Genomic DNA, 20,876 nt, shown 5'->3' on the forward strand with positions numbered 1-20,876 from the left:
CAAGAACCTGCGCGCGCGCGAGCGCACGCAGAAAGCCTTCAGGGCTGGGTGGCGAGCACGCGGATGCGACGCTTCTGGTCGCCGGCCACCACGGTGTAGGTCGCGCCGGTGGCGCCGGCGATGTCGACGTAGGTGCCGGAGCCGACCGCGCTTTCGATCTGCCACTGGTACGTCAGCCCCGTCGTCGGGCAACTGCCGTCTTTGCAGGTCACTGCGGCGCTGAGCACCGATCCCACCAGCGGCGCGCCGGTGAGTGGACTGCCGTTGAAATGCACGTCCACGTTCGTCGGCACGTTGCCGGCGCCCGGGTCGTTGGGATCCAGCGGATTGGTGCCGGTGTCGATCTCGGTCTTGTCGTCCAGGCCGTCGCCGTCGGTATCCGACTTGTTCGGATCCGTACCGTGTTCTTTTTCCTGTTCGTTGCTCAGCCCGTCGCCATCCGGATCGATGTCGATGACGTCGACGATGAAATGCTGTTGCGCGACGCGCCCGCGGCCGTCGATCACATTCACCGTCGCTTCGAAGCGGTTGTCCTTCGCCAGTTCGGCGGAGGTCATCTTGGTCGGATCCAGGCGCAGCTCGTTGCCGGCGAGCGTGAACACCGCCGCGTCGGCGCCGGTCAGCGTGAAGCTGTGTCCATCCTTCGCGCCGGTGACCTGCAACCCGTAGGTGTACATCGCATCCGACATCACGCTGTCGTTGACCACCGCGGGGCCGACGAACGCGAGCGGAATGTCCTTCTCGCGAATCTCGGTGACGATCTTTTCTTCGCGCTCGACGAACTCCGTCGCGCGCTTACGGATGTCGTTGCGCTGGGCGACGTTCGTGCGTGCGGTCTGCGCACCCAGCGTTTCGCCGAGTTGATACTTGAAGTTGAACGAAACGCGCGTATCGCGCTGTCCGGTGCCCATCGCGCTGTCGTGTTCGAGCGCAATGCCGAACATCGGCACGGGCGAATACGCAACCTTGGTCGTCAGGACGAAGGGATCCTTGTACGTCTGGCCGCTGCCGAATACGTCGACCTGATCGCCATGCCAACGCGTGCCCTTCACCGTCAGGTCCAGGCCGGGCGCGCGCGTCGGGCTCCACGTCAGGCCGAGGTCGTAACCGCTCGCGGCGCGTTCCTCGAAGTCCGGCTGGTTCTCGATCGTTTTCCAGTCGGAGGCCGGCGCGTAGGTATTGGCGAAGAAGCGCATCGACGTCGTCGCCGCTTCGACGCCGAGGCCGACGCGATGCGCGCCGTTGTGGAAGTCGTGGTCGTAGAAGACGTTGCCGCCGAGCAACCACGCATCGTTGGGCGCGATCCAGCGATACACCAGGCCGACGTTCGCGGTCGCGCGGTCGCCTTCGTTGTGCACGCCGAATTGCGTGAGCAGGTAGTGGCGCTTGTCTTCGCCACCATAGAGCGTGCCGATCGTCTTCAGATTGACGTCGACGCCGCCTTCCGCGCCGAGCGTGACGCCGCCCTCGAGCCGCTGGAGGAATTGATTGTCGGATTGTTTGAGCGTGCTGATGCCGCTGGAGATCGCGGCGTTGGCGACGTCGGCGGTGAACTGGTCGGTCGCGCTGGTGCTCGACGTGCTGGTGTTGCTCGACGAGGTCTTGGCCGCCGACTGCGCGGCGCTGATCGCCTTGCTCGTCAGCGCGTCGGCGGTCTCCTTCGCCTTGTTCGGGCCCTGGTCGCCACCGCCGATGTCGGGCAGGCCGTCCTGCACGTTCTTGGTCTGCGCGCGCGCGTTGGCTTCGACGAGGGCAGCATTCCGCGCTTCCTGGATCTTTTTCTTCTTTTCTTCCTCCTCGGCGAGCGCCGCCGGACTCGCGAAAGAAAAGGTGATCGCCATGGCGATCGATTTCGCCAGGAAAGTAAAACGATTCGGCTTGTGCGGTTGGTCGGTCATTTCCCGCAAGGGAACCGCGACCGGCTGGGTGGCCGCTATAGACCCAAGGGGCAAGGAAATGCGGGGCTGGAACTTTTGATGGCGGACGCGTCCCGTCCGCGCGTCGACGCGCGATGTCGCATGGCGTTTTGAAGGCGCCAGAAACGACAAAGCCCGCGAATGCGGGCCTTGTCATGGGTCTTGCAGTGCGTCGAACTTACGCGAGCTTCTTCGCCACCTGCACCACGTTCTCCACCGTGAACCCGAAGTGCGGGAACAGCTTCTCCGCCGGCGCGCTCGCGCCGAAACGGTCGATGCCGATTACCGCGCCATCCAGGCCGACGTACTTGCGCCAGAAGTCGCTCACACCGGCTTCGATCGCAACGCGACGGCGGCAAGCGTTCGGCAGCACGGCTTCGCGATAGGCGGCGTCCTGTCGATCGAACACATCCGTGCTCGGCATCGATACCACGCGCACGCCATCGCCGAGTTGCGATGCGGCCTGCATCGCGAGTTCGACTTCCGAACCGGTGGCGATGAGGATCAACTGCGGCGCGCCCTTGCTGTCGCGCAGGATGTAGCCGCCGCGGCGAATGTCGGCGACCTGCTGCGTCGTGCGCGGCTGGTGCGCGAGGTTCTGGCGCGTGAACACCAGGCACGAAGGGCCGTCGTGTTGTTCGATCGCCGCGCGCCAGGCCACTGCGGATTCGACGGCGTCGCACGGCCGCCACACGTCGTTGCCGGGGATGTAGCGCAGCGAGGAGACGTGTTCGATCGGCTGGTGCGTCGGACCGTCTTCGCCCAGGCCGATCGAATCGTGCGTGTAGACATGGATCGCATGCGCGCCCATCAGCGCGCTCATGCGCACGGCGTTGCGCGCGTAGTCGCTGAAGACCAGGAAGGTCGCGTCGTACGGAATGAAACATTCGTGGAGGCCAAGACCATTGCTGATCGCGGTCATCGCGAACTCGCGCACGCCGAAGTAAATGTAATTGGCGTTGGCATCGTCGCTGGTGACGGACTTGCTGCCCTTCCACAACGTCAGGTTGGAATGCGCGAGGTCCGCCGAGCCGCCGATCAGTTCCGGCAGCAGCGGGCCGTAGGCTTCCAGCGCCATCTGCGAGGCCTTGCGCGACGCGACGACCGGGCCTTCGGCCTGCAGCTTCGCGATGTACGCATCCGCGGCGGCGGCCCAGGTGTCGGGGAGTTCGTTGCGCGCGCGGCGCACGAGTTCGTCGGCGAGTTCGGGATAACGCGCGGCGTACTGGTCGAACAGGCGGTTCCACTGTTCTTCGCGCACCAGGCCCGCGTTGCCGGCGCGCCAGCCGTCGCGGATCTCCTGCGGGATGTCGAACGCTTCGTGCGGCCAGTTCAGCGCGGCGCGCGTGGCGACGATTTCGTCCTTGCCCAGCGGTGCGCCGTGCGAGGACTCCTTGCCCGCCTTGCCCGGCGAACCGAAACCGATCGTCGTGCGCGCGCAGATCAGCGTCGGCTTGTCGCTCGATGCGAGCGCGGCATCGACCGCGCGCTTGATCGCATCGGCGTCATGCCCGTCGACGCCGCGCACCACGTTCCAGCCATAGGCTTCGAAGCGCTTGCCGGTGTCGTCGGTGAACCAGCCCTGCGTGTCGCCGTCGATGGAGATGTGGTTGTCGTCCCAGACGGCGATGAGCTTGTTGAGGCCCCACGTGCCCGCGAGCGACGCGGCTTCGTGCGAGATGCCTTCCATCAAACAACCATCGCCCATGAACACCCACGTGTGGTGGTCGACGACTTCCATCTCGGGGCGGTTGAAGCGCTGCGCGAGCAGTTTTTCCGCGAGCGCCATGCCGACGGCGTTCGCGAAGCCCTGGCCGAGCGGGCCGGTCGTGGTTTCCACGCCCGGCGTCATGAAGTTTTCCGGATGGCCCGGCGTCTTCGACTCGAGTTGGCGGAAGGCCTTCAGGTCGTCGATCGACATGTCGTAGCCGGACAGGTGCAGCAACGCGTAGTGCAGCATCGAGCCGTGGCCGTTGGACAACACGAAGCGGTCGCGGTTGAACCACGACGGGTTGTTCGGGTTGTGGCGGTAGTAGTCGTTCCAGACGACTTCCGCGATGTCGGCCATGCCCATCGGCATGCCCGGATGGCCGGACTTCGCGGCCTCGACCGCATCGATGGCGAGGAATCGGATGGCGTTGGCGAGGTCGCGGCGGCTGGGCGTCGGCATGGCGGGGGCGGGGTCGGAATCGGCGGGCAGGAACGGAATTGTCCCATGCCCGGGGTTGCCGATGCTCCGGGCCCGCTCGCCTATGGGCCAGCGGCTGTTTCGCCAGCGCCCAGGTCGGGCTCGCCCGCGGCCACCAGGGTGGCGAGCGTGAGGTCGCCGGTGACGTTGAGCGTGGTTCGGCACATGTCGAGGAAGTGGTTGACGCCCAGGATCATGCCGATGCCGACGGGGTCGACGCCGACCATCGCGCAGATCAGCGCCACCACCGGCAGCGAACCCGACGGCACGCCGGCCGTGCCGATGCCGCCGAGGATGCAGACCAGCATCACCATCGCCTGCTGGCCGAGGCTGAGGTCCACGCCGAAGAACTGCGCGAGGAACAGCACCGTCACGCCTTCGAACAGGGCCGTGCCGTTCTGGTTGGCGGTGGCGCCGACGGTGAGCACGAAGCGCGCGATGCGGCGCGGCAGGCCCAATTCCTCTTCGGCCACGCGCAGCGCGGTGGGCAGGGTCGCGTTGCTGGAGGCCGTGGAGAAGGCCATCACCATCGCTTCCTGCGCGCCCTTGAAGAACCGGACCGGCGAATGGCCGGCGATCTTCAACGCGATCGAATAGTTGACGAACAGGTGGAACGCGAGCGCGAGCACGACGACGCCGACGTACGCCCCCAATCGAATCAGCAGGTCGAAGCCGAAGATCGACACCAGGTTGAACATGAAGCAGAACACCGCGATCGGCGCGAGGCGGATCACCAGGCCGATCAGCGTCATCGAGATTTCGAGCAGGCCGTCGATGCCGCGCTTGAGCACTTCGGTCTGCGGCGTGGGCGTCAGCACCAGGCCGATGCCGAACATCACCGCGAAGAACATCAGCGACAGGATCGAACCGTTGCTCGACGCCGCGGCGATCACGTTGTCGGGCACGATCGAGACGAGCATGTCGATGCCGCGCGGTTGCGTCCCGACGCTGGCGACGATTTCCTTCGCGCGATCGGCGTTGTCGGCGAGCAACTGTTGCGCCAGCGCCGGATCCACGCCCGCGCCGGGCTGGAGCCAGTTCACCAGCACCAGGCCGAGCAGCACCGCCACCGCCGAGAGCACCACGGTGTAGAACAAGGTCTTCCAGCCGATGCGGCCGAGCGCGCGCACGTCGCCCATTTCCGCGATGCCGACCACGAGTGCCGAGAACAGCAACGGCACGATCAGCATGAAGATCAGCGCGAGGAAGACCTTCGAGAACGGCGTGGTGACGTAGGTGGTGAAGGCCTGCACCCACGCCAGATCGGTGATGCCGCCGGCGTGGATCGCCAGGCCCGCCAGGATGCCGGCGATGAAGCCGATCGCGATCTTCGTGTGCAGCGGGAGGCGCTTGCGCGCGGTGGGCGTGGCCATGCAGGTTCCTGGGCCGCGGACCCCCCGCGGAACGGATGCGACTGTAACGCGCGGCTCAGGCCGGGGGATAGAGCGGCGGCAGCGGTTCCGGGACGTTGGCGGCGCGTGCAGGCTTCTCCAGGCGCACGCCACGGGTGAAGGCGCGCCGCAAGGACTCGCGCGCGGTGCGCGGATCGGCGCCGGCCCAGCGCGCGCGTTGCAATGCGTCCAGTGCCGCACGCTGATCGGCGTCGGCGATGCGCGCGCGCAATGCATCGATGTCGGCGGCGGGCGGATCGACGGAGGCGCACAAGGTTTCGGCGATGTCGCCCAGGTCGCCGTCGGCCAATGCGCGCTTGAGGTCGGGGCGCGGGGATGCGGACTTCGCGGGCAACTCGGTCTTGTGCGCGTGCGTCGGATGTCGGCCGAGGAAGAACAACAGCGTGAACAGCCAGAGCAGCGCGAACGCGGCGGCCGTCGCGGCCCAAGGCAACACGCGCCCCTGGATGCCGGGAATCGCGATGCGACCATCGCCGGTTTGCGTTGCGTCGGCGACATCGGCGGGCGCGCCGACACCGGGCACGCCATTGGCATTCGCACCGGTGCCCGGCGTGACCTGCAGTTCGATCGGCGGCAAGGTGGCCGTGCGCGCGACGCCCGCGCGCACGTCCCACCATTCCAGGCGCGGCGGATCGATGCGCAGCGCGCCGGCGCGCGTGGGCACGATCGAGAACGTGCGCGACAACGTCGTGCGCGGCCGGCCTTCGGTGAAGGATTCGTCGGCCTGCAAGGCGGCGGGGAACACTTGCGCCGCGCCGCTGGAGGCGAGTTTCAGTTCGGGCATCTGCGCTGCGACCGCGCCGTCGGCGATCGCTTCGATCTGCACGGTCGCCGATTCACCCGCGCGCACGGCTTGCGGCAACGCGACGTAACGCAGGCGCAGGTCGGTCAGCGGCAACCACGGTTGCGGCGCGTTCGCGGGAATCGCACGGACCTGCACGACGCGATCGGGTGCGTCGGCGGCGAGCGGACGTCGTCCATCGCCGAGCAGATCATCGAAGAATCCACCGACACCCTGCCCGCGGAAGCGCGCACCCGGCAACACGATGCGCCCGCTGCGTTCGCCGATGACGAGGAACCGACGTTCGACCACGTTGTAGCGGCGTCCGCCCATTTCCTGCGAATACTGCAGATCCTGGCCGACCTTGCGCAGCGTCGCGCCTTCCGGTTGGGATTGTTCGAGCGCGCCGGAGACCAGCGGCACGGCGGTGTACAGCCGCACTTTCAGGCCGACCGCCTGTTGCACCCACGGATCGCCGTCGTCGATTTCCGATTCGATGAATGCATCGTCGCCCGCCTTCGTCGGCACGCGGCTCATCGGCGCGACGGTGAGCGTGAGCGGCGGCGTGGTTTGCCCGCCGATGCGCAGCGACGGAATCGTGATCACGCCTTCGCGGCGCGGTTGCAGCACCACCGAGTACTGCGCGCTCACGGTGATGCGGCCGTTCTCCGCGCGCGCGCTGCGGGCGCTGGAATGTCCGCTGAGGATGAAGTCGCGTTCGAGCGGTGCGTAGTCGGGACCGCCCTGCGCGGAATCGGCGGCGACGTTGAGCGTCGTGGTCTCCCCCGCTTCGATGCGATCGCGATCCAGCCACGCGCGCACCTGCGCATGCGCTTGCGGCGCGAGCAGCGCGAACAGGACGAGCATTGCGACAGCCCACTTGCGCATCATTCACCGCCCTCCAGTTGGCGGCGTTCGTATTCGAGTCGGAACTTCGCACGCAGCAGGCCGCCCGGATCGTCGGGGACGCGGCGCAGCCACGCTTCGTTCGCCAGGCGACGTTCGCGCTCCTGCGGCGTTTCGGCGCGCGCCTGCGCTTCGCCCTTCTGCGGCTTGCCGTCCTTGCCCTTGCCGAGCGCGCGCTGCATGCGTTCGCGTTGCGCGGCATCGGCGGCGCGTTGCGCCTCCGCTTGCTTCGGCGATTGGGGTTTGGCCTGGGCTTGCGTCTTCTGCTGCGAATCGCCGGCCTGCTCCGATGGCTTCGGTTGTTGTCCCGATTGTTGCGGTGCCGGCGACTGCTGCGGTTGCCCGTTCTGACCGGATTGCTGCTGCGCTTGTTGTTGCTGTTGTTGTTGCTGCGACTGCGATTGCCCGGACTGCTGTTGTTGCTGCTGCTTGCCGTCCTGCTTGCCCTGCGAGCGCGGATCGTTGCGCTTGGATCCGCCGGAGGGCGGCTTGCGCTTCATCGCGGCTTCGACCGCGCGGCGGTTCGCGATCGCATCGGGCATGTTCGGTTGCGCGCGCAACGCACGGTCGTAGGCCGCGATTGCGGCTTCGTACTGGCCCTGTTTCGCGAGTGCGTTGCCGTGGTTGTACTGCGCATCGGCGCCGGGCAGGCCGTCGTAGGCGTTCGCGGCGGCGTCGAACTTGCCGGCGCGATAAGCGGACTCACCGGCCTCCATGCGTTGCGCCGCCACCTGGTCCGCGCGTCGCCACAACGTGCCCTTCGGCGCTTCCTGCGCCTGCGCGAATCCCATCGGCACGCAAAGCACCAACAACATCGCGGCGACGCCCGCGCCGCGACGGAACGCGAACACCGCCAGCAACATCAGCGGTGGAATCAGCCAGTAGCCGGCGTCTTCCCAACTGCGACCAGCGCGGCCTTGCGTCGATGTCGCACCCGAGGCATCGGAGGTCAGGACACCCAGCGCGCGCAGGTCGGCATCGTCGATCGACAACGTCGCGAAACGCCCGCCGCCTGCACTCGCGAGCGATCGCAAGGATGCAGGATCGAGCGACACGCGCGAGATGCCGCCGCCCACTTGTTGCACGACGGTGCCCTCCTCGCTCCCCAGACCAAGTACGGAGACGCGCATGCCCTGCTTCAGCGCCTGCGAGGCGGCGGCATTCGCGGCGGCGTCGCCGTGGTCGGTGAGGACGAGGATGTCGCCATGGTCGAAACCGGCCTGGCGCATCAGTTCGACTGCGCGCGTGATGGCGCGATCCGGGCGATGCCCATCGATCGGCATCACGTCGGGGGAGAGCGAATCGAGGAAGAGTGCAACGTTCGCGGCGTCGTCAGTGAGCGGCGCAACGGTGTAAGCGTCGTCGGCGAAGGCGAGCAAACCCACTTGCCCGCCCGCGCGTTCGCGCAGCAGCGTGGCGAGTTTCGCGCGCGCCTGTAGCAGGCGCGACGGCGGCAGATCGGCGGCCAGCGCGCTGCTCGACAGATCGAGTGCGACGACCAGCGGCGTGCGGCTCTGCCACGCCGGCTGCGCGACCTGTTTCCACGCGGGGCCCGCGAGCGCGAGCACGGCCAGTGTGAAGGCGAGCAGCACGGCAACGAGCGTGGAGCGCGTGCGCACGTTCGATGCCGGTTCGAGCAACCAGGGCAACAGGTGCGCATCGACCGACGCGCGCCAGACGTTGTCGCGGCGTCCGCGCTGCCACCACAACCACGCGATCACGGGCAAGGCGAGCAAGGCCCACAGCCACGACGGGCGCAGGAAATGCAGCGTATCGATCGCGCTCATGTGAAGCGGATTCATGCGCGCCTCCGCAACGGCACCGCACCCAGGGCCGCAAGGCCGAGTGCGATCGCGAGCGGCAGCGGATAGCGTTCGATGCGTGGGCGCACGGCTTGTCCCGGGCGACGAATCGGTTCGAGCCGATCGATCTCCGCGTAGATGCCCGCGAGCGATTCGGTATCGCGCGCGCGGAAGAAGCGACCGCCCGTGACCTGCGCGATCTGTTGCAGCCCCGATTCGTCGATCTCCGCATCGCCCCCGCCGGGCAGACGGAATCCGAACAGCGATACGCCGCCCTCGCCACCGAACGCGATGGTGTGCACGCGCACTTTGGCATCGCGCGCGAGGTCGGCCGCCTTCGCGGGATCGAGCACGCCGGCGGTGTTCACGCCGTCGGTCAGGAGGATCACGACACGCTGGTCGGAAGGCTGCGATTGCAATCGCTTCACCGCGAGCGCGAGTGCATCGCCGAGTGCGGTCTCGCGCCCCGCGAGGCCGACGACGCTGTCCTGCAATTGCTGGCGCACCGTCGTCAGGTCGAGCGTCAGCGGCGTCAGTGTGTACGCGCGTTGGCCGAAGACGAGCAGGCCGACGCGATCACCGCCGCGACGGTCGAGGAAGTCGGCGAGTACGGCCTTCGCAGCGGTCAGTCGATCCACGACCTGCCCACCGAGTTCCATGTCCTCTTCGCTCATGCTGCCGGACAGATCGACGGCGAGCATCAGGTCGCGCCCGACTTGCGGCGGCGCGATGGGTTCGCCCAGTTGCTGCGGACGCGCGCATGCGAAGCACAACGCGATCCACGCCAACCACGCGAGCAAGCCGGCGCCGCGGCCACGCAATGCGTGTCCGCTTCCTGCGGCAGCGATCTTGTCGATGTGCGCGCCATAGGGCACGCGCAACGCAGCAGCAGCCGAACGCCGGCGCGGCAGCAACCAACGCACGAGCAACGGCAGCGGAATCGCGAGCAGCGCGTACGGCCACGCGAACGCGGATAGCCATGCGTCGAAGGCGTTCACCGCATCCACTCCAGATAGCGGCGGCGCGCGCGTTCGCGCAGATCGGCGACGGCGGCGGGGTCGACATCGCGACGGAACGCGCCATCGAGCAGGACCGCGCCAGCCGTGCCACGGAACAGGGGTTCGCGCGCGCCGGCATCGAGATGCGTGCGCCAACGATCGCCTTCGTAGCGATCGGCTTCGGGATCCTTGCGACGCGCGGCGCGGCGCAGGAGTTCGGAAATCGCGGCCACTTGCGCGGCAGGTGTGTCGGCGCGTGCAAGCGCTTCGTCGAACACGCCGACGATCGCGCGATGGCGCACGCGCCTGCGATGCGCGAGGAACGCGAGCACGAGCGAGACGGCGACGATTGCGGCGAGCACGAGCCACCAGCCCGGCGCGGGCGGCCACCACGCGGTCGCCGGGGCGCCATGGACATCGCGCAGCACGAGATCGGGCGGCGTGCGCATGCTCAGGCCACGCTCGCCTGCGCGCGGCCCCAGGCACCGAGCCATGCATCGCTGGCCGCGTCGGTCGACAGGGTCTCGACGCGCACGCCGCGCGCGGGCAAGGCCTGCAACGCGGCCTCGATGGGCGCGACGAATTCGCGGCGCCAACGCTGGCGTTGCGGCGCGCTCGCGAGGTCGAGTTCGACGCGGTGATCGTCGGTCGCGAACGGCAGCGCAGCCTTCGGCGGATCGCGCTCGAGCGGATCGACGAGCAGCAACACCGTCGTGTCGTGATGCAACGCGAACGCCGGCCAGCGATGCGGATCGATCGCGGCGATGCTCGCGGGATCGGCGAGGACGATCAGGCGCGAACCGGGCCGCAACACGCGTTGCGCCTGGTCGAGTGCGACGGCCAGGCCCGCATCCTCTTCGGGCGGCGCGGCATACCAGCGCACGAGTGCATCGAGGACGCGCAACGCACCGCGCGGCCCGCCTGCGGGGGGAATCGGTGCTTCGCGCTGGCTGCCGCGCAATGCGGCGACGCGATCACCATCGCGCAATGCGGCCCACGCGGCGATCGCGCCCGCGCGCGCGGCCTGCACGGACTTGAAGCGCACGCGCGTACCGAAATACAGCGCCGGCGCGGTGTCGGCGACGATCAGCGTGAGGCGTTCGCGTTCGGCCTGGAACAACTTGGTGTGCGGGCGGCCGCTACGCGCGGTGAGGCGCCAGTCGATGTGGCGTGCGTCGTCGCCGATCGCGTATTCGCGCGACTCGGCGTATTCCATCCCGCGCCCGCGCATCGGCGAGAGCGCATGCCCGGTCACGCCGTGACGCCCGCGACGCGGCGCACGTCGCCCGAGCGCAAGCGCCCGCAGGCCGACGAGTTCCTGCAGCGTGGGCGCGATGCCTTCCTGCGGCGGGACTGCGCGCGGCATGGTCAGGGCAGCGGCACTTTGTCGAGCAGCGCGCGCACGAGGCGATCGCCATCCCAGCCTTCGGCGGTGGCTTCGTAACTCGGCAACACGCGATGGCGCAGGACGTCGGGCGCGATCGCGCGCACGTCTTCGGGCGTAACGAAGTCGCGGCCGGCGAGCCAAGCACGCGCACGTGCGCAGCGTTCGAGTGCGATCGAACCGCGCGGGCTCGCGCCCCATGCGATGCGGCGCGCGAGTGCGGCGTCGTAACGCGTCGGTTCGCGCGAAGCGAGGACGAGTTCGATCAGATAACGCTCCACCGGCGGCGCGAGATGCAGGTCGAGCACCGCGGCGCGTGCTTCGAAGACATCGTCGATCGGCATGCGTTCGACCGCTTCGGTGGTCGCCTGCAACACGTTGCGCGCGCGTTCGCGGGCCAGGCGCAGGATCTCGGTTTCCGCGGCGGCGGCGGGGTAGCCGATGCGCAGGTACATCAGGAAGCGATCGAGCTGCGCTTCGGGCAGCGGGAACGTGCCTTCCTGTTCGATCGGATTCTGCGTGGCCATCACCAGGAACAGCGCCGGCAGCGGATAGGTCTGCCGGCCGACGGTGACCTGGCGTTCGCCCATCGCTTCGAGCAGCGCCGATTGCACCTTCGCCGGCGCGCGGTTGATTTCGTCGGCGAGCAGGATCTGATGGAAGATCGGGCCGGGCTGGAATTCGAAGCGGCCGTCCTGCGGGCGCCAGACTTCGGTGCCGGTGAGGTCGGCGGGCAGCAGGTCCGGCGTGAACTGCACGCGGGCGAAGGCCGCGTCCAGCCGCGCGGCGAGTGCGCGGATGGCGCTGGTCTTGGCCAGGCCCGGCGCGCCTTCGACGAGCAGGTGCCCATCGGCCAGCAGCGCGATGAGCAGGCGTTCGATCAGCTCGCCCTGCCCCACGATCTGCGCGGAGAGCTGGTCGCGCAGCGCCGAAAAGGCGGCGTGCAGGCGGGACGGCGGTGCGGTGCGGCTTTCGGCGCGATTGTCCATTGCGGGTCGGGGGATCCCGGGCGGTGTCGGGCCGAGTTTGACTGGTTCGCGGCCCGTTGGTTCACCCCAAAACGGCAACGGGGCCGTGAGGCCCCGTTGCGTTCATCGTTCGTCGATACAGATCAATTGCGCTGTGCGACCGTCAACACCTTCGGGGTGACGAAGATCAACAGCTCGGCCTTCTCCTTGGAGCGGCCCTTCTTCTTGAACAGGTTGCCGATCACCGGCAGGTCGCCCAGCCACGGCACCTTGGTCACGTCGGCGCGGTCGCGGAACTCGTACACGCCGCCGACCACCACCGTCTGGCCGTTGTCGACGAGGACCGCCGTGTTGATTTCGCGCTTGTTGATCTGGGGCACGTCACCGATGTCGGTGTCGATGAAGCCTTCGATCTCGTCCTTCTTGAGGGCCATGTTGAGGAACACGCGGCCATCGTTGGTGATCGTCGGGGTGACCTTGAGCTCGAGCAGCACGTCCTTGAACTGGACGTTCGGGATCGCGGCGGCGCCGGCACCCTGCTGCTGGGAGATCGTCACGTAGCCGACTTCCTGGCCCTGGCGGATCACCGCTTCCTTCTGGTTGCTGGTGACGATGCGCGGGTTGGAGATCACTTCGCCGCGGCCTTCGGTCTGCAGCGCCGAGAGTTCGACGTCCAGGACGTAGCCGGCGTTGATGATCGACAGTGCGAGCGAACCGGCGGCACCGACGACCGGGAGGTCGACGTTGAGGTTCTTGACCGGCGGGCTCGGGCGCGGCGTGCCGCTGTTGGCCGTGTTGCCGGCGGTGTTGCCGCCGAAGATCACGTTGTTGTTGGCGCCGGCGATGCCGAACTTCGCACCCAGTTCGCGGGCGAAGGATTCGGTGGCGATCACGATGCGGGCTTCGATGAGCACCTGGTCGACGGGCTTGTCGAGCAGGCTGACGAGGCGGCGCACTTCCGAGACCTTCGACGGGATGTCGATGATCAGCAGCGTGTTGGTGCGACGGTCGAAGCTCATGCTGCCGCGCGGCGAGAGGAAGCCACGCTGGCTGTTCGCGCCACCACCACCACCACCGGAGCTGGACTTGCTCTCTTCGGTGAGCAGCTTGGCGATGTCTTCGGCGTTGCCGTAGTTGATCGGGATGTACTCCGTGATCATCTCGGCGCGGTTTTCGATCGCGATGCGCGCGTCTTCCTTCGCCTGTTCGTACTTGGCGATTTCTTCCTGCGGCGCGACCCACACCACGTTGCCGTCGCGGCGCTTGTCCAGGCCCTTGGCGCGCAGGACGATGTCCAGCGCCTGGTCCCACGGCACGTTGATCAGGCGCAGCGTGACGTTGCCCGACACCGTGTCGGAGGCGACGACGTTGAGGTTGGATTCCTCGGCGATCAGCTGCAGGACCGTGCGAACCGGCACGTCCTGGAAGTTGAAGGTCACCGGGCGGCCGCTGTAGACGCGGACCGGGGCGTTGCTCGCCGTGGCGCCGACGTTGGCGTTGCCGGCAGCCTTGGCTGCGGCGGCACGCGGCACGATCTCGACCACGTATTCGTTGCCCGACTGGTAGGCCATCGACTCGAAGTTGCCATTGGTGGCCAACACGAGCTTGGTGCCCGCGCCGTCGGCCCGCGCGTCGATGCGCTGCACCGGCGTTGCGAAGTCGGCGACGTTCAGCGGCTTGGCCAGCGAGGCCGGCAACTTGGCGTTGCCGACATCGATGATCACGCGCGAGCCTTCATTGCGCAGGTCGGGGATCGCACCGGCGCCGTTGAAGCGCAGGCTCAGCCGGCCGGAGCCGCCATCGCCGCGCTTGAAGTCGATGTTGGAGACCGCGATCGTGCCGGGCACGTTCTTGCTCGGATCGACGTTGGGCGTCGGCGCGGTGGCCGCGGACTGCGCTGCGAGGATGCGCGCCGCCTGGGCGGCATCCGCGGCGCCGAAGGCCGTCACGAGCCCGATTGCGAGCCCCAGGGCCCCGGCCCGAAGGAAGGGGCGCCGTGCGGGCCGCATCGGTGTGGCGTTGTGCAAGGTCATCGTCCTTTCCCCTTATTGATCTTCGAGCGCGACGGTCGCAGGGCGTTCCAACCAGCCGCCCGCGCCGTCCGGCACCAATTCCACGAGTTCGATCCGGTCTTCGTACACCGCGGTCACGCGACCGTCGGCCTGCCCCAGGTACACGCCGGGGCGAACGCGATACGTCACCTTGTCCGGCGCCATGACCAGCGCGATGAGACTGGACCCGCCACCCAGCGTGCCGACCATGTCGAGGCTGTCGAGCGGGAACTGTTCGAGCGTTTGCTTCGGCCGGTCCGGATCCGGGCGCGGGCCGCTGCCACCACTGATGTCGCTGAAGGCCTCGCTGAAGGGATCGCGCAGCGCCTGGGCGGCGTATTCGAAGGTCTCGAACTGCTGCATCACCGGCAGCGGATCGAGCGGCGGCGCGGGACGCGCCTTCACTTCGGCAACCCACTTCTCGAGGTTGTTGGCGGGTTCCGGGCCGCTGGTGACGCTGCGGCCGCAGGCGGCGAGCGCGAGCAGCGCGATCGCCATCAGGACGCGGGAGGTCTTTTTGGAAGCCATTACTTCTTCCCTCCCTTCGGCGGCGGGGTCTTCTTGCCGCCCTTGGCAGGCGCACCGGCGCCGGCACTGGTCTCGTTGTCGTCCAGATAACGGTAAGTCTTCACCGTACCGGCAAGCTGCAGGACGCTGTTCGGACCGATCTTGGCGCCCGGCGACGGATTACGCGGGGTCAGCACGATGTTGTGCATCGTCATGATCACCACGCGCGGCAGCGACGCCACGCCGCTCACGAACGCGCCGAACTGGTGGTAGGTGCCCACCATGCGCAGCTGGATCGGCTTCTCGGCGTAGAACTCCTTCGGCGCTTCCGGACCCGGCTGGAAGAGCTCGTTGGTGATGCCGGTGGCGAGCGCGGTCTGCGAGATGTCGATGATCAGGTCCGGCATCTCGGTCTTGCTCGGCAACTGGCGCAGCATCTGCTGGAGCTGCTGTTCCATCTGCGCGAGCTGCAGCTTGAGCGGTTCGAGGTTGGCCGCCTGGCCTTGCTTCTCCTCGAACGTCCTGCGCAGGTCGCCTTCCTTGCGGTCCAGATCGGCGAGCTGTTCGCGCTGGCCGGTGACCACGAAGTACCAGACCAGCCCGATGATGACCGCGGCGATGATCGCGCAGAACACGATCTTGTAGGACTGCGGCCACGAGGCGGTGTTGCTGAAGCTGACGTCCTTCAGCGCCATCTTTTTCTGGCTCATGGCGCGGCTCCATTGGTCGGGGCGGCGGCGGGCGCTGCGGGCGCCGGCGCGGCGTTGGCCGGGGCGGCGGCGGTGCCGGCGCTCGCGGGCGGCGTGACGCCCGTGGGCGGCGCGACCGTCGGCGCGGCGTCGGGGATGCCGTCCTTGTTCTCGTCCTTCGGCGCGTTCGGGTTGGCGAGCTTGACCTGGAGGTCGAACTCGTACGGCAAGCCCTTGTTCGTGCCGCGCGCTTCGATCACCGAGAGTTCGGGGTTGGTCATCCAGCCCGAGCTTTCGAGGTTGCGCATGTAGGTGGAGACGCGCGCGTTGGACTGCGAACGACCCTTGAGCGTGAGCATCTCGCCGTTCTGCTGGATCGAGCTGAGCGTGACGCCGTCGGGGATGGTGCGCACCAGCGAGTCGAACAGGTGGACCATCTGCGAGCGGTTGGCCTGCAACTCTTCGATCACCGTCTTGCGGGCGAGCAGCTTGGCCTTCTTCTCGTCGAGCAGCTTGATCTCGTCGATCTTGGCCTGGACCTTCGTGATCTCGCCATCGAGGTAGGCGTTGCGCTCGGTCTGCCCGGCGATCTGCGCGTTGTAGAACATGTAGATGAGGAACGAGAGGACGACCGCGCCGAGCGCGGACGCACCCACCATCGCCCCGAATTCCTTCTGGCGCTGGCGCCGGCGCTCAGCACGCCAGGGGAGGAGGTTGATCCGTGCCATCAGTCGAAACTCCTCATGGCAAGGCCGCAGGCAATCATCAGCGCGGGGGCGTCCTGGTTCAGCGCGTGCGCCTGCACGCGCGGGCCAAGCGTCATCTGCGCAAGCGGGTTGGCCATCACCGTCGGCACGCCCAGTTGCTCTTCGACCATCGCGGCGATGCCGGGGATCGAAGCGCAGCCACCGGCGAGGACGATCTGGTCGACGCGGTTGAATTCGCTGCCGGCGTAGAAGAACTGCAACAGGCGGCTGACCTGCTGGACCATCGCTTCCTTGAAGGGCTCGAGGACTTCGATGTCGTAGCTCTCGGGCAAACCACCCTGGCGCTTGGCCAGGCCGGCTTCTTCGTAGCTCAGGCCGTAGCGGCGCATCACTTCGTCGGTGAGCTGCTTGCCGCCGAACACCTGTTCGCGGCTGTAGAGGCTACGGCCGTTGCGCAGGATGTTGAGCGTGGTCATCGTCGCGCCGGTATCGACCAGGGCGATGATCCCGTCGCGCGGTGCGCTCAGGGTGTCGGCCAGCAGCGAGAAGGCGTTCTCGATCGCGAAGGCCTCCACGTCCATCACCTTCGCGGTGAGGCCGCCGAGTTCGAGCGCGGCGACGCGGGCGTCGACGTTCTCGGTGCGCGAGGCCGCGAGCAGCACCTGCACCATTTCCGCGTTGCCCGGCATCTGCCCCAGCACTTCGAAGTCGAGGTTCACTTCCTCGATCGGGTACGGGATGTAATTGACCGCCTCGAGCTCGACCTGCGATTCCAGGTCGTTCTCGTCCAGGTCGCCCGGCATCGGGATGATCTTGGTGATCACCGCCGAGCCCGCGACAGCGGCAGCCGCGTGTCGGGCGCGGGCGCCCGAGCGGTTGACGGCGCGCTTGATGGCTTCGCCGACGGCTTCCACCTCGACGATGTTCTTTTCCACCACCGCGTTCGGCGGCAGCGGTTCGACCGCGTAGTGTTCCACGCGGTAACGGTTCCCGGATCGGGAGAGTTGCAGCAGCTTGACGGCAGTCGAGCTGATGTCGACCCCAATCAGCGGCGGCTGACTATTTGTGATCAATCCCACGTTTTCTCCCCTATTCACGGGCGCTTACGCGCACTTCGTGCCCCGAAGCATTAAATAACGGACTTTAAACGATCTGGCAACCTCCCCTACCCCGGGCGCCCATCACAAGTCCGACATTCCCCTTACCTGAACGGTCTTGGTGGTCGTTTCCGGCCGCCGAGTCGTTCCCCACACCTCCTCTATACTCCTTGCCCCAAGAAGGCCGCAATCGGATTGGTTTGATGTCTCGTTTTCGTCGTGTGCTGCGTTGGGGTTTGGTGGGTTTCCTCGGCGCGGCCGTCCTGGGTGTCCTGGGACTTGGCCTCCTCTACTTCCTGATCGCGCCCAAGCTGCCCGACGTGGATCAGCTTCGGAACGTCGAGCTCCAGGAGCCGATGTACGTGTACGCACGGGACGGGCGCCTGATGGCCCTGTTCGGCGAGACGCGGCGCTATCCCATCGAGATCGAGAAGGTCCCGCCGCGCCTGAAGCAGGCCTTCATCGCCATCGAGGACTCGCGCTTCTACGAGCACCACGGTGTCGACTACAAGGGCGTCGCCCGCGCGGTGTGGCTGCTGGCCACCACCGACAACAAGCGCGTGCCCGGTGGTTCGACGATCACGCAGCAGGTCGCGCGCCAGTTCTTCCTGAGCTCGGAATACAGCTACTCGCGCAAGCTCGCCGAGATGATGCTGGCGATGCGCATGGAGAAGGAGCTGACGAAGGACGAGATCCTCGAGCTCTATCTCAACAAGAGTTTCTTCGGCAATCGCGCGTACGGCGTCGCCGCGGCGTCGGAGTTCTACTTCGGCAAGTCGCTCGACCAGCTCTCGCTCGACGAGATGGCCACGCTCGCGTCGATTCCGAAATTCCCGTCCAGCGGCAACCCGATCACCAATCCCGAACGCGCGAAGATCCGCCGCGATTACGTGCTGCAGCGCATGCGCGAGTTGAACTTCATCTCGCCGGGCGAAGAGCAGGCGAGCGCGGGCGTCGCGATGCATGCCACGCCGCACGAGCGCCTGATCGAGGTGTACGCGCCGTACGTGGCGGAAATGGTGCGGCAGGAAATGGTCGCGAAGTTCGGCGGCGACGTGCTCACCAAGGGTTACCACGTCACCACGACGATCGATCCGACGCTGCAGGCGGCCGCCGACCAGGCGATCCGCGATGGCCTCGCGGTGTACGACCATCGCCACGGTTGGCGCGGCGCCGAGAAGCAGGTCGAACTGCAGGCGAACGAAACACCTGAAGCGCTGCGTGCGCACCTGCGCGGCATCGTCACGCAAGCCAACCTGTTCCCGGCGCTCGTCACCGCGACGACGGGCAGCGATGCGACGGTCCTCCTCGCCGACGGCACCGAGCTCGAACTCGACGCCAAGTCGAGCCAGTGGACGGGTCGATCGCCGGGCGCGCTGCTCAAGCGCGGCGACATCGTGCGCGTGCGTCGCGACATGCCGAGGGCCACGGTCGGCAAGGACGGCAAGCCCGTGCCGCCGCCGGCCGACGCCACGCCGACCTACGCGCTGGACCAGGTGCCGCGCGCGCAATCGACGCTGATCTCGATGGAAGCCGAAACCGGTGCGCTGCGCGCGTTGATCGGCGGCTACAGCTTCGCGGCGAACAAGTTCAACCGTGCCACGCAGTCGCGTCGCCAGCCGGGTTCGAGCTTCAAGCCGTTCCTGTACGCGGCGGCGTTCGATCGCGGCTTCAATCCCGCCTCGATCGTGCTCGATGCGCCGGTCGTGTTCCGCGACCGCGTCGGCCACCTGTGGCGCCCGCAGAACGACACCGGCAACTTCGCCGGCCCGATGCGCTTGCGCGAAGCCCTCGTGCAGTCGCGCAACCTGGTGTCGGTGCGCCTGCTCGATGCGATCGGCGTGGACTACGCGCGCAAGTACATCAGCCACTTCGGTTTCCCGATCGATCAGCTGGTGCCGAATCTTTCGATGTCGCTCGGCAGCTCGTCGCTGCAGCCGCTCGCGGTCGCGCGTGGTTACGCGGTGTTCGCCAACGGCGGCTTCCTCGTCACGCCGTATCTCATCGACGACGTGAAGGACCGCAGCGGCAAGGTGATCTTCAAGGAAAAGCCCGTGGTGGCCTGCCGCGGTTGCGGCATGCGCAACGGGCAGTTGGTGGCGTCCACCGTCATCGATGGCTTCGACCTCGGCAACGCGCCGGCGTCGCCGTCCACGGTACGGTCGTCCAAGCCCGCCGAGCCGGTGAAGCTCGCCGAAGGCACGACCATCGCGCCGCGCGCCATCGACGAACGCGTCGCCTACCAGCTCGTGTCGATGATGCGCGACGTCGTGCAGCGCGGCACCGGCACGGCGGCGAAGGTGCTCGGCCGCGAGGACATCGGCGGCAAGACCGGTTCGACCAACGATCACCGCGATGCGTGGTTCTCCGGCTTCGGCGGCAACATGGCGACGACCGTGTGGGTCGGCCGCGACGACTACAAGTCGCTCGGTTATCGCGAGTACGGCGGCAAGGCCGCGTTGCCGATCTGGATCGACTACATGCGCGTGGCGCTCGACGGCCGCCCGGTGATGGCGAACGACCCGCCCGAGGGCATGGTCGAAGTCGCGGTGGGTCCCGGTGGTCACCTGGTGGCCGCCAGCAGCGGCGGCATCACCGAGTGGGTGAAGGCCGAAGATCTCGAACGCATGGAAAGCTACGTCGACTACGGCCCCGACGACCAGGCGCCGAGCGAAGACACGTACGACATCTTCTGAAGCATGCCGGCCACGGCCGGCGTGACGTTTGATGCGCGGGCCGATGCGGTACAGTCGGCCCGGGTCGACTCGGGAGACGCGCCATGCACCACGCCCGCCAGCATGCCGAGACCCGCACCCACGAACGCCGGCGTCGCGTCGCCCACGAGGCGGCGCGCCTGATGGCCGAAAGCGGCATCCGCGATTTCCACCAGGCCAAGCGCAAGGCCGCCGAACGCCTGGGCATCCACGACGACGCATCGCTTCCGCGCAATCGCGAGATCGAAGACGCATTGCGCGAATACCAGCGGCTGTTCCAGGGCGACGCGCAAGCCGCCGGGTTGCGCGCGCGTCGCGAAGGCGCGCTGCGTGCGCTGGAATTCTTCGCGGGCTTCGACGCGCGCCTGGTCGGCCCGGTGCTCGACGGCACCGCCGATCGTTACTCGCCCGTTGCGTTGCACCTGTACACCGACGACGCCGATGCCGTCTCGCGTTATCTCGACCAACACATGATCCCCGCCGAGTCGCGCTCGCGGCGCATCCGCTTCGATCGCGAACGCGCGGGCGACGTGCCGGTGTGGGTGTTCAGCGCGGAAGAATTGACCTTCGACCTGACCGTGCTGCCGCACGATGCATTGCGCCAATCGCCGCTGTCGTCGATCGACGAGAAGCCGATGAAGCGCGCGTCGCTGTCGCAATTGCGCGAGTTGATCGCCGAAGACGAGATCGCCGGGTACGAAGCTGGCCCATGAAAAAAGCCCCGCATTCGCGGGGCTTTTTTTGGATCACGCGCAG

17 protein-coding genes are annotated in these 20,876 nt (G+C 67.5%); 3 read left to right on the forward strand and 14 right to left on the reverse strand.

Annotated elements, in window-relative coordinates:
* Positions 1 to 38: 38 nt before the first annotated feature.
* Complete coding sequence (locus GN331_RS00340; protein ID WP_197426943.1) at positions 39 to 1,841, reverse strand: ZirU family protein; 1,803 nt, start codon at positions 1,839 to 1,841, stop codon at positions 39 to 41.
* Between GN331_RS00340 and GN331_RS16460 the strand changes: the two genes are divergently transcribed.
* Positions 1,840 to 1,977: a hypothetical protein gene (locus tag GN331_RS16460; RefSeq protein ID WP_197426944.1), complete on the forward strand. Its 138-nt coding sequence runs from the start codon at positions 1,840 to 1,842 to the stop codon at positions 1,975 to 1,977. The two genes, GN331_RS00340 and GN331_RS16460, sit on opposite strands and share 2 nt — an antisense overlap.
* Positions 1,978 to 2,094: 117 nt before the next feature.
* Here the strand turns inward: GN331_RS16460 and tkt are convergent, their stop codons facing one another.
* From tkt to GN331_RS00405, 13 genes are all read right to left on the reverse strand, one after another.
* Positions 2,095 to 4,086, reverse strand: a complete 1,992-nt coding sequence (tkt, locus tag GN331_RS00345) for a transketolase (protein ID WP_156639426.1) — start codon at positions 4,084 to 4,086, stop codon at positions 2,095 to 2,097.
* 80 nt (positions 4,087 to 4,166) lie between these two features.
* Positions 4,167 to 5,477: a dicarboxylate/amino acid:cation symporter gene (locus GN331_RS00350; RefSeq protein ID WP_156639427.1), complete on the reverse strand. Its 1,311-nt coding sequence runs from the start codon at positions 5,475 to 5,477 to the stop codon at positions 4,167 to 4,169.
* 55 nt (positions 5,478 to 5,532) lie between these two features.
* The gene (locus GN331_RS00355; RefSeq protein ID WP_197426945.1) at positions 5,533 to 7,164 is read right to left on the reverse strand and encodes a BatD family protein; all 1,632 of its coding nucleotides are present in this window, start codon (positions 7,162 to 7,164) and stop codon (positions 5,533 to 5,535) included.
* A gap of 20 nt (positions 7,165 to 7,184) precedes the next feature.
* Positions 7,185 to 9,005 (reverse strand): vWA domain-containing protein, encoded by a 1,821-nt coding sequence (locus tag GN331_RS00360; RefSeq protein ID WP_156639429.1) that lies wholly within the window; start codon positions 9,003 to 9,005, stop codon positions 7,185 to 7,187.
* Positions 9,002 to 10,003, reverse strand: coding sequence for a vWA domain-containing protein (locus GN331_RS00365; protein WP_331713304.1), 1,002 nt, complete (start codon positions 10,001 to 10,003; stop codon positions 9,002 to 9,004). The genes GN331_RS00360 and GN331_RS00365 overlap by 4 nt, the downstream gene beginning before the upstream one ends.
* Positions 10,000 to 10,452 (reverse strand): DUF4381 domain-containing protein, encoded by a 453-nt coding sequence (locus GN331_RS00370; RefSeq protein WP_156639430.1) that lies wholly within the window; start codon positions 10,450 to 10,452, stop codon positions 10,000 to 10,002. The genes GN331_RS00365 and GN331_RS00370 overlap by 4 nt, the downstream gene beginning before the upstream one ends.
* A gap of 2 nt (positions 10,453 to 10,454) precedes the next feature.
* Positions 10,455 to 11,369 carry a DUF58 domain-containing protein gene (locus GN331_RS00375; protein ID WP_156639431.1) on the reverse strand — a complete coding sequence of 305 codons (915 nt, stop codon included), beginning with the start codon at positions 11,367 to 11,369 and terminating at the stop codon, positions 10,455 to 10,457.
* A 2-nt stretch (positions 11,370 to 11,371) separates the two neighbouring features.
* Positions 11,372 to 12,376: an AAA family ATPase gene (locus GN331_RS00380; protein ID WP_156639432.1), complete on the reverse strand. Its 1,005-nt coding sequence runs from the start codon at positions 12,374 to 12,376 to the stop codon at positions 11,372 to 11,374.
* Between the two features lie 122 nt (positions 12,377 to 12,498).
* A complete protein-coding gene (locus tag GN331_RS00385) occupies positions 12,499 to 14,388 on the reverse strand; it encodes a type IV pilus secretin PilQ (RefSeq protein ID WP_156639433.1) in 1,890 nt (629 codons plus the stop codon).
* 12 nt (positions 14,389 to 14,400) lie between these two features.
* On the reverse strand, positions 14,401 to 14,934 hold the full coding sequence (locus GN331_RS00390; RefSeq protein ID WP_156639434.1) for a pilus assembly protein PilP: 534 nt from the start codon (positions 14,932 to 14,934) through the stop codon (positions 14,401 to 14,403).
* Positions 14,934 to 15,623 (reverse strand): type IV pilus inner membrane component PilO, encoded by a 690-nt coding sequence (locus tag GN331_RS00395; RefSeq protein WP_156639435.1) that lies wholly within the window; start codon positions 15,621 to 15,623, stop codon positions 14,934 to 14,936. Before GN331_RS00395 ends, GN331_RS00390 begins: the two co-directional genes overlap by 1 nt.
* On the reverse strand, positions 15,620 to 16,330 hold the full coding sequence (locus GN331_RS00400) for a PilN domain-containing protein (RefSeq protein ID WP_156639436.1): 711 nt from the start codon (positions 16,328 to 16,330) through the stop codon (positions 15,620 to 15,622). Before GN331_RS00400 ends, GN331_RS00395 begins: the two co-directional genes overlap by 4 nt.
* Positions 16,330 to 17,388, reverse strand: a complete 1,059-nt coding sequence (locus GN331_RS00405) for a pilus assembly protein PilM (RefSeq protein ID WP_331713305.1) — start codon at positions 17,386 to 17,388, stop codon at positions 16,330 to 16,332. The genes GN331_RS00400 and GN331_RS00405 overlap by 1 nt, the downstream gene beginning before the upstream one ends.
* A 221-nt stretch (positions 17,389 to 17,609) precedes the next feature.
* Here GN331_RS00405 and GN331_RS00410 point away from each other — a divergent pair, with 221 nt between their 5' ends.
* Both GN331_RS00410 and GN331_RS00415 read left to right on the forward strand, forming a co-directional pair.
* Positions 17,610 to 20,102, forward strand: a complete 2,493-nt coding sequence (locus tag GN331_RS00410) for a penicillin-binding protein 1A (RefSeq protein WP_156639437.1) — start codon at positions 17,610 to 17,612, stop codon at positions 20,100 to 20,102.
* A gap of 83 nt (positions 20,103 to 20,185) precedes the next feature.
* On the forward strand, positions 20,186 to 20,833 hold the full coding sequence (locus tag GN331_RS00415) for a hypothetical protein (protein WP_156639438.1): 648 nt from the start codon (positions 20,186 to 20,188) through the stop codon (positions 20,831 to 20,833).
* Positions 20,834 to 20,876 lie beyond the last annotated feature (43 nt).

It is taken from the genome of Noviluteimonas gilva, assembly GCF_009740395.1.
Lineage (GTDB): Bacteria > Pseudomonadota > Gammaproteobacteria > Xanthomonadales > Xanthomonadaceae > Noviluteimonas > Noviluteimonas gilva.

What these genes read in the sequence shown, in the direction of transcription:
- GN331_RS00360 (WP_156639429.1), bottom strand. Translation starts at nt 9,005, where the DNA reads ATGAATCCGCTTCACATGAGCGCGATCGATACGCTGCATTTCCTGCGC.
- GN331_RS00380 (WP_156639432.1), bottom strand. Translation starts at nt 12,376, where the DNA reads ATGGACAATCGCGCCGAAAGCCGCACCGCACCGCCGTCCCGCCTGCAC.
- GN331_RS16460 (WP_197426944.1), top strand. Translation starts at nt 1,840, where the DNA reads ATGGCGATCGATTTCGCCAGGAAAGTAAAACGATTCGGCTTGTGCGGT.
- GN331_RS00375 (WP_156639431.1), bottom strand. Translation starts at nt 11,369, where the DNA reads ATGCCGCGCGCAGTCCCGCCGCAGGAAGGCATCGCGCCCACGCTGCAG.
- GN331_RS00355 (WP_197426945.1), bottom strand. Translation starts at nt 7,164, where the DNA reads ATGCTCGTCCTGTTCGCGCTGCTCGCGCCGCAAGCGCATGCGCAGGTG.
- tkt (WP_156639426.1), bottom strand. Translation starts at nt 4,086, where the DNA reads ATGCCGACGCCCAGCCGCCGCGACCTCGCCAACGCCATCCGATTCCTC.
- GN331_RS00390 (WP_156639434.1), bottom strand. Translation starts at nt 14,934, where the DNA reads ATGGCTTCCAAAAAGACCTCCCGCGTCCTGATGGCGATCGCGCTGCTC.
- GN331_RS00340 (WP_197426943.1), bottom strand. Translation starts at nt 1,841, where the DNA reads ATGGCGATCACCTTTTCTTTCGCGAGTCCGGCGGCGCTCGCCGAGGAG.
- GN331_RS00370 (WP_156639430.1), bottom strand. Translation starts at nt 10,452, where the DNA reads ATGCGCACGCCGCCCGATCTCGTGCTGCGCGATGTCCATGGCGCCCCG.
- GN331_RS00400 (WP_156639436.1), bottom strand. Translation starts at nt 16,330, where the DNA reads ATGGCACGGATCAACCTCCTCCCCTGGCGTGCTGAGCGCCGGCGCCAG.
- GN331_RS00410 (WP_156639437.1), top strand. Translation starts at nt 17,610, where the DNA reads ATGTCTCGTTTTCGTCGTGTGCTGCGTTGGGGTTTGGTGGGTTTCCTC.
- GN331_RS00415 (WP_156639438.1), top strand. Translation starts at nt 20,186, where the DNA reads ATGCACCACGCCCGCCAGCATGCCGAGACCCGCACCCACGAACGCCGG.
- GN331_RS00385 (WP_156639433.1), bottom strand. Translation starts at nt 14,388, where the DNA reads ATGACCTTGCACAACGCCACACCGATGCGGCCCGCACGGCGCCCCTTC.
- GN331_RS00350 (WP_156639427.1), bottom strand. Translation starts at nt 5,477, where the DNA reads ATGGCCACGCCCACCGCGCGCAAGCGCCTCCCGCTGCACACGAAGATC.
- GN331_RS00395 (WP_156639435.1), bottom strand. Translation starts at nt 15,623, where the DNA reads ATGAGCCAGAAAAAGATGGCGCTGAAGGACGTCAGCTTCAGCAACACC.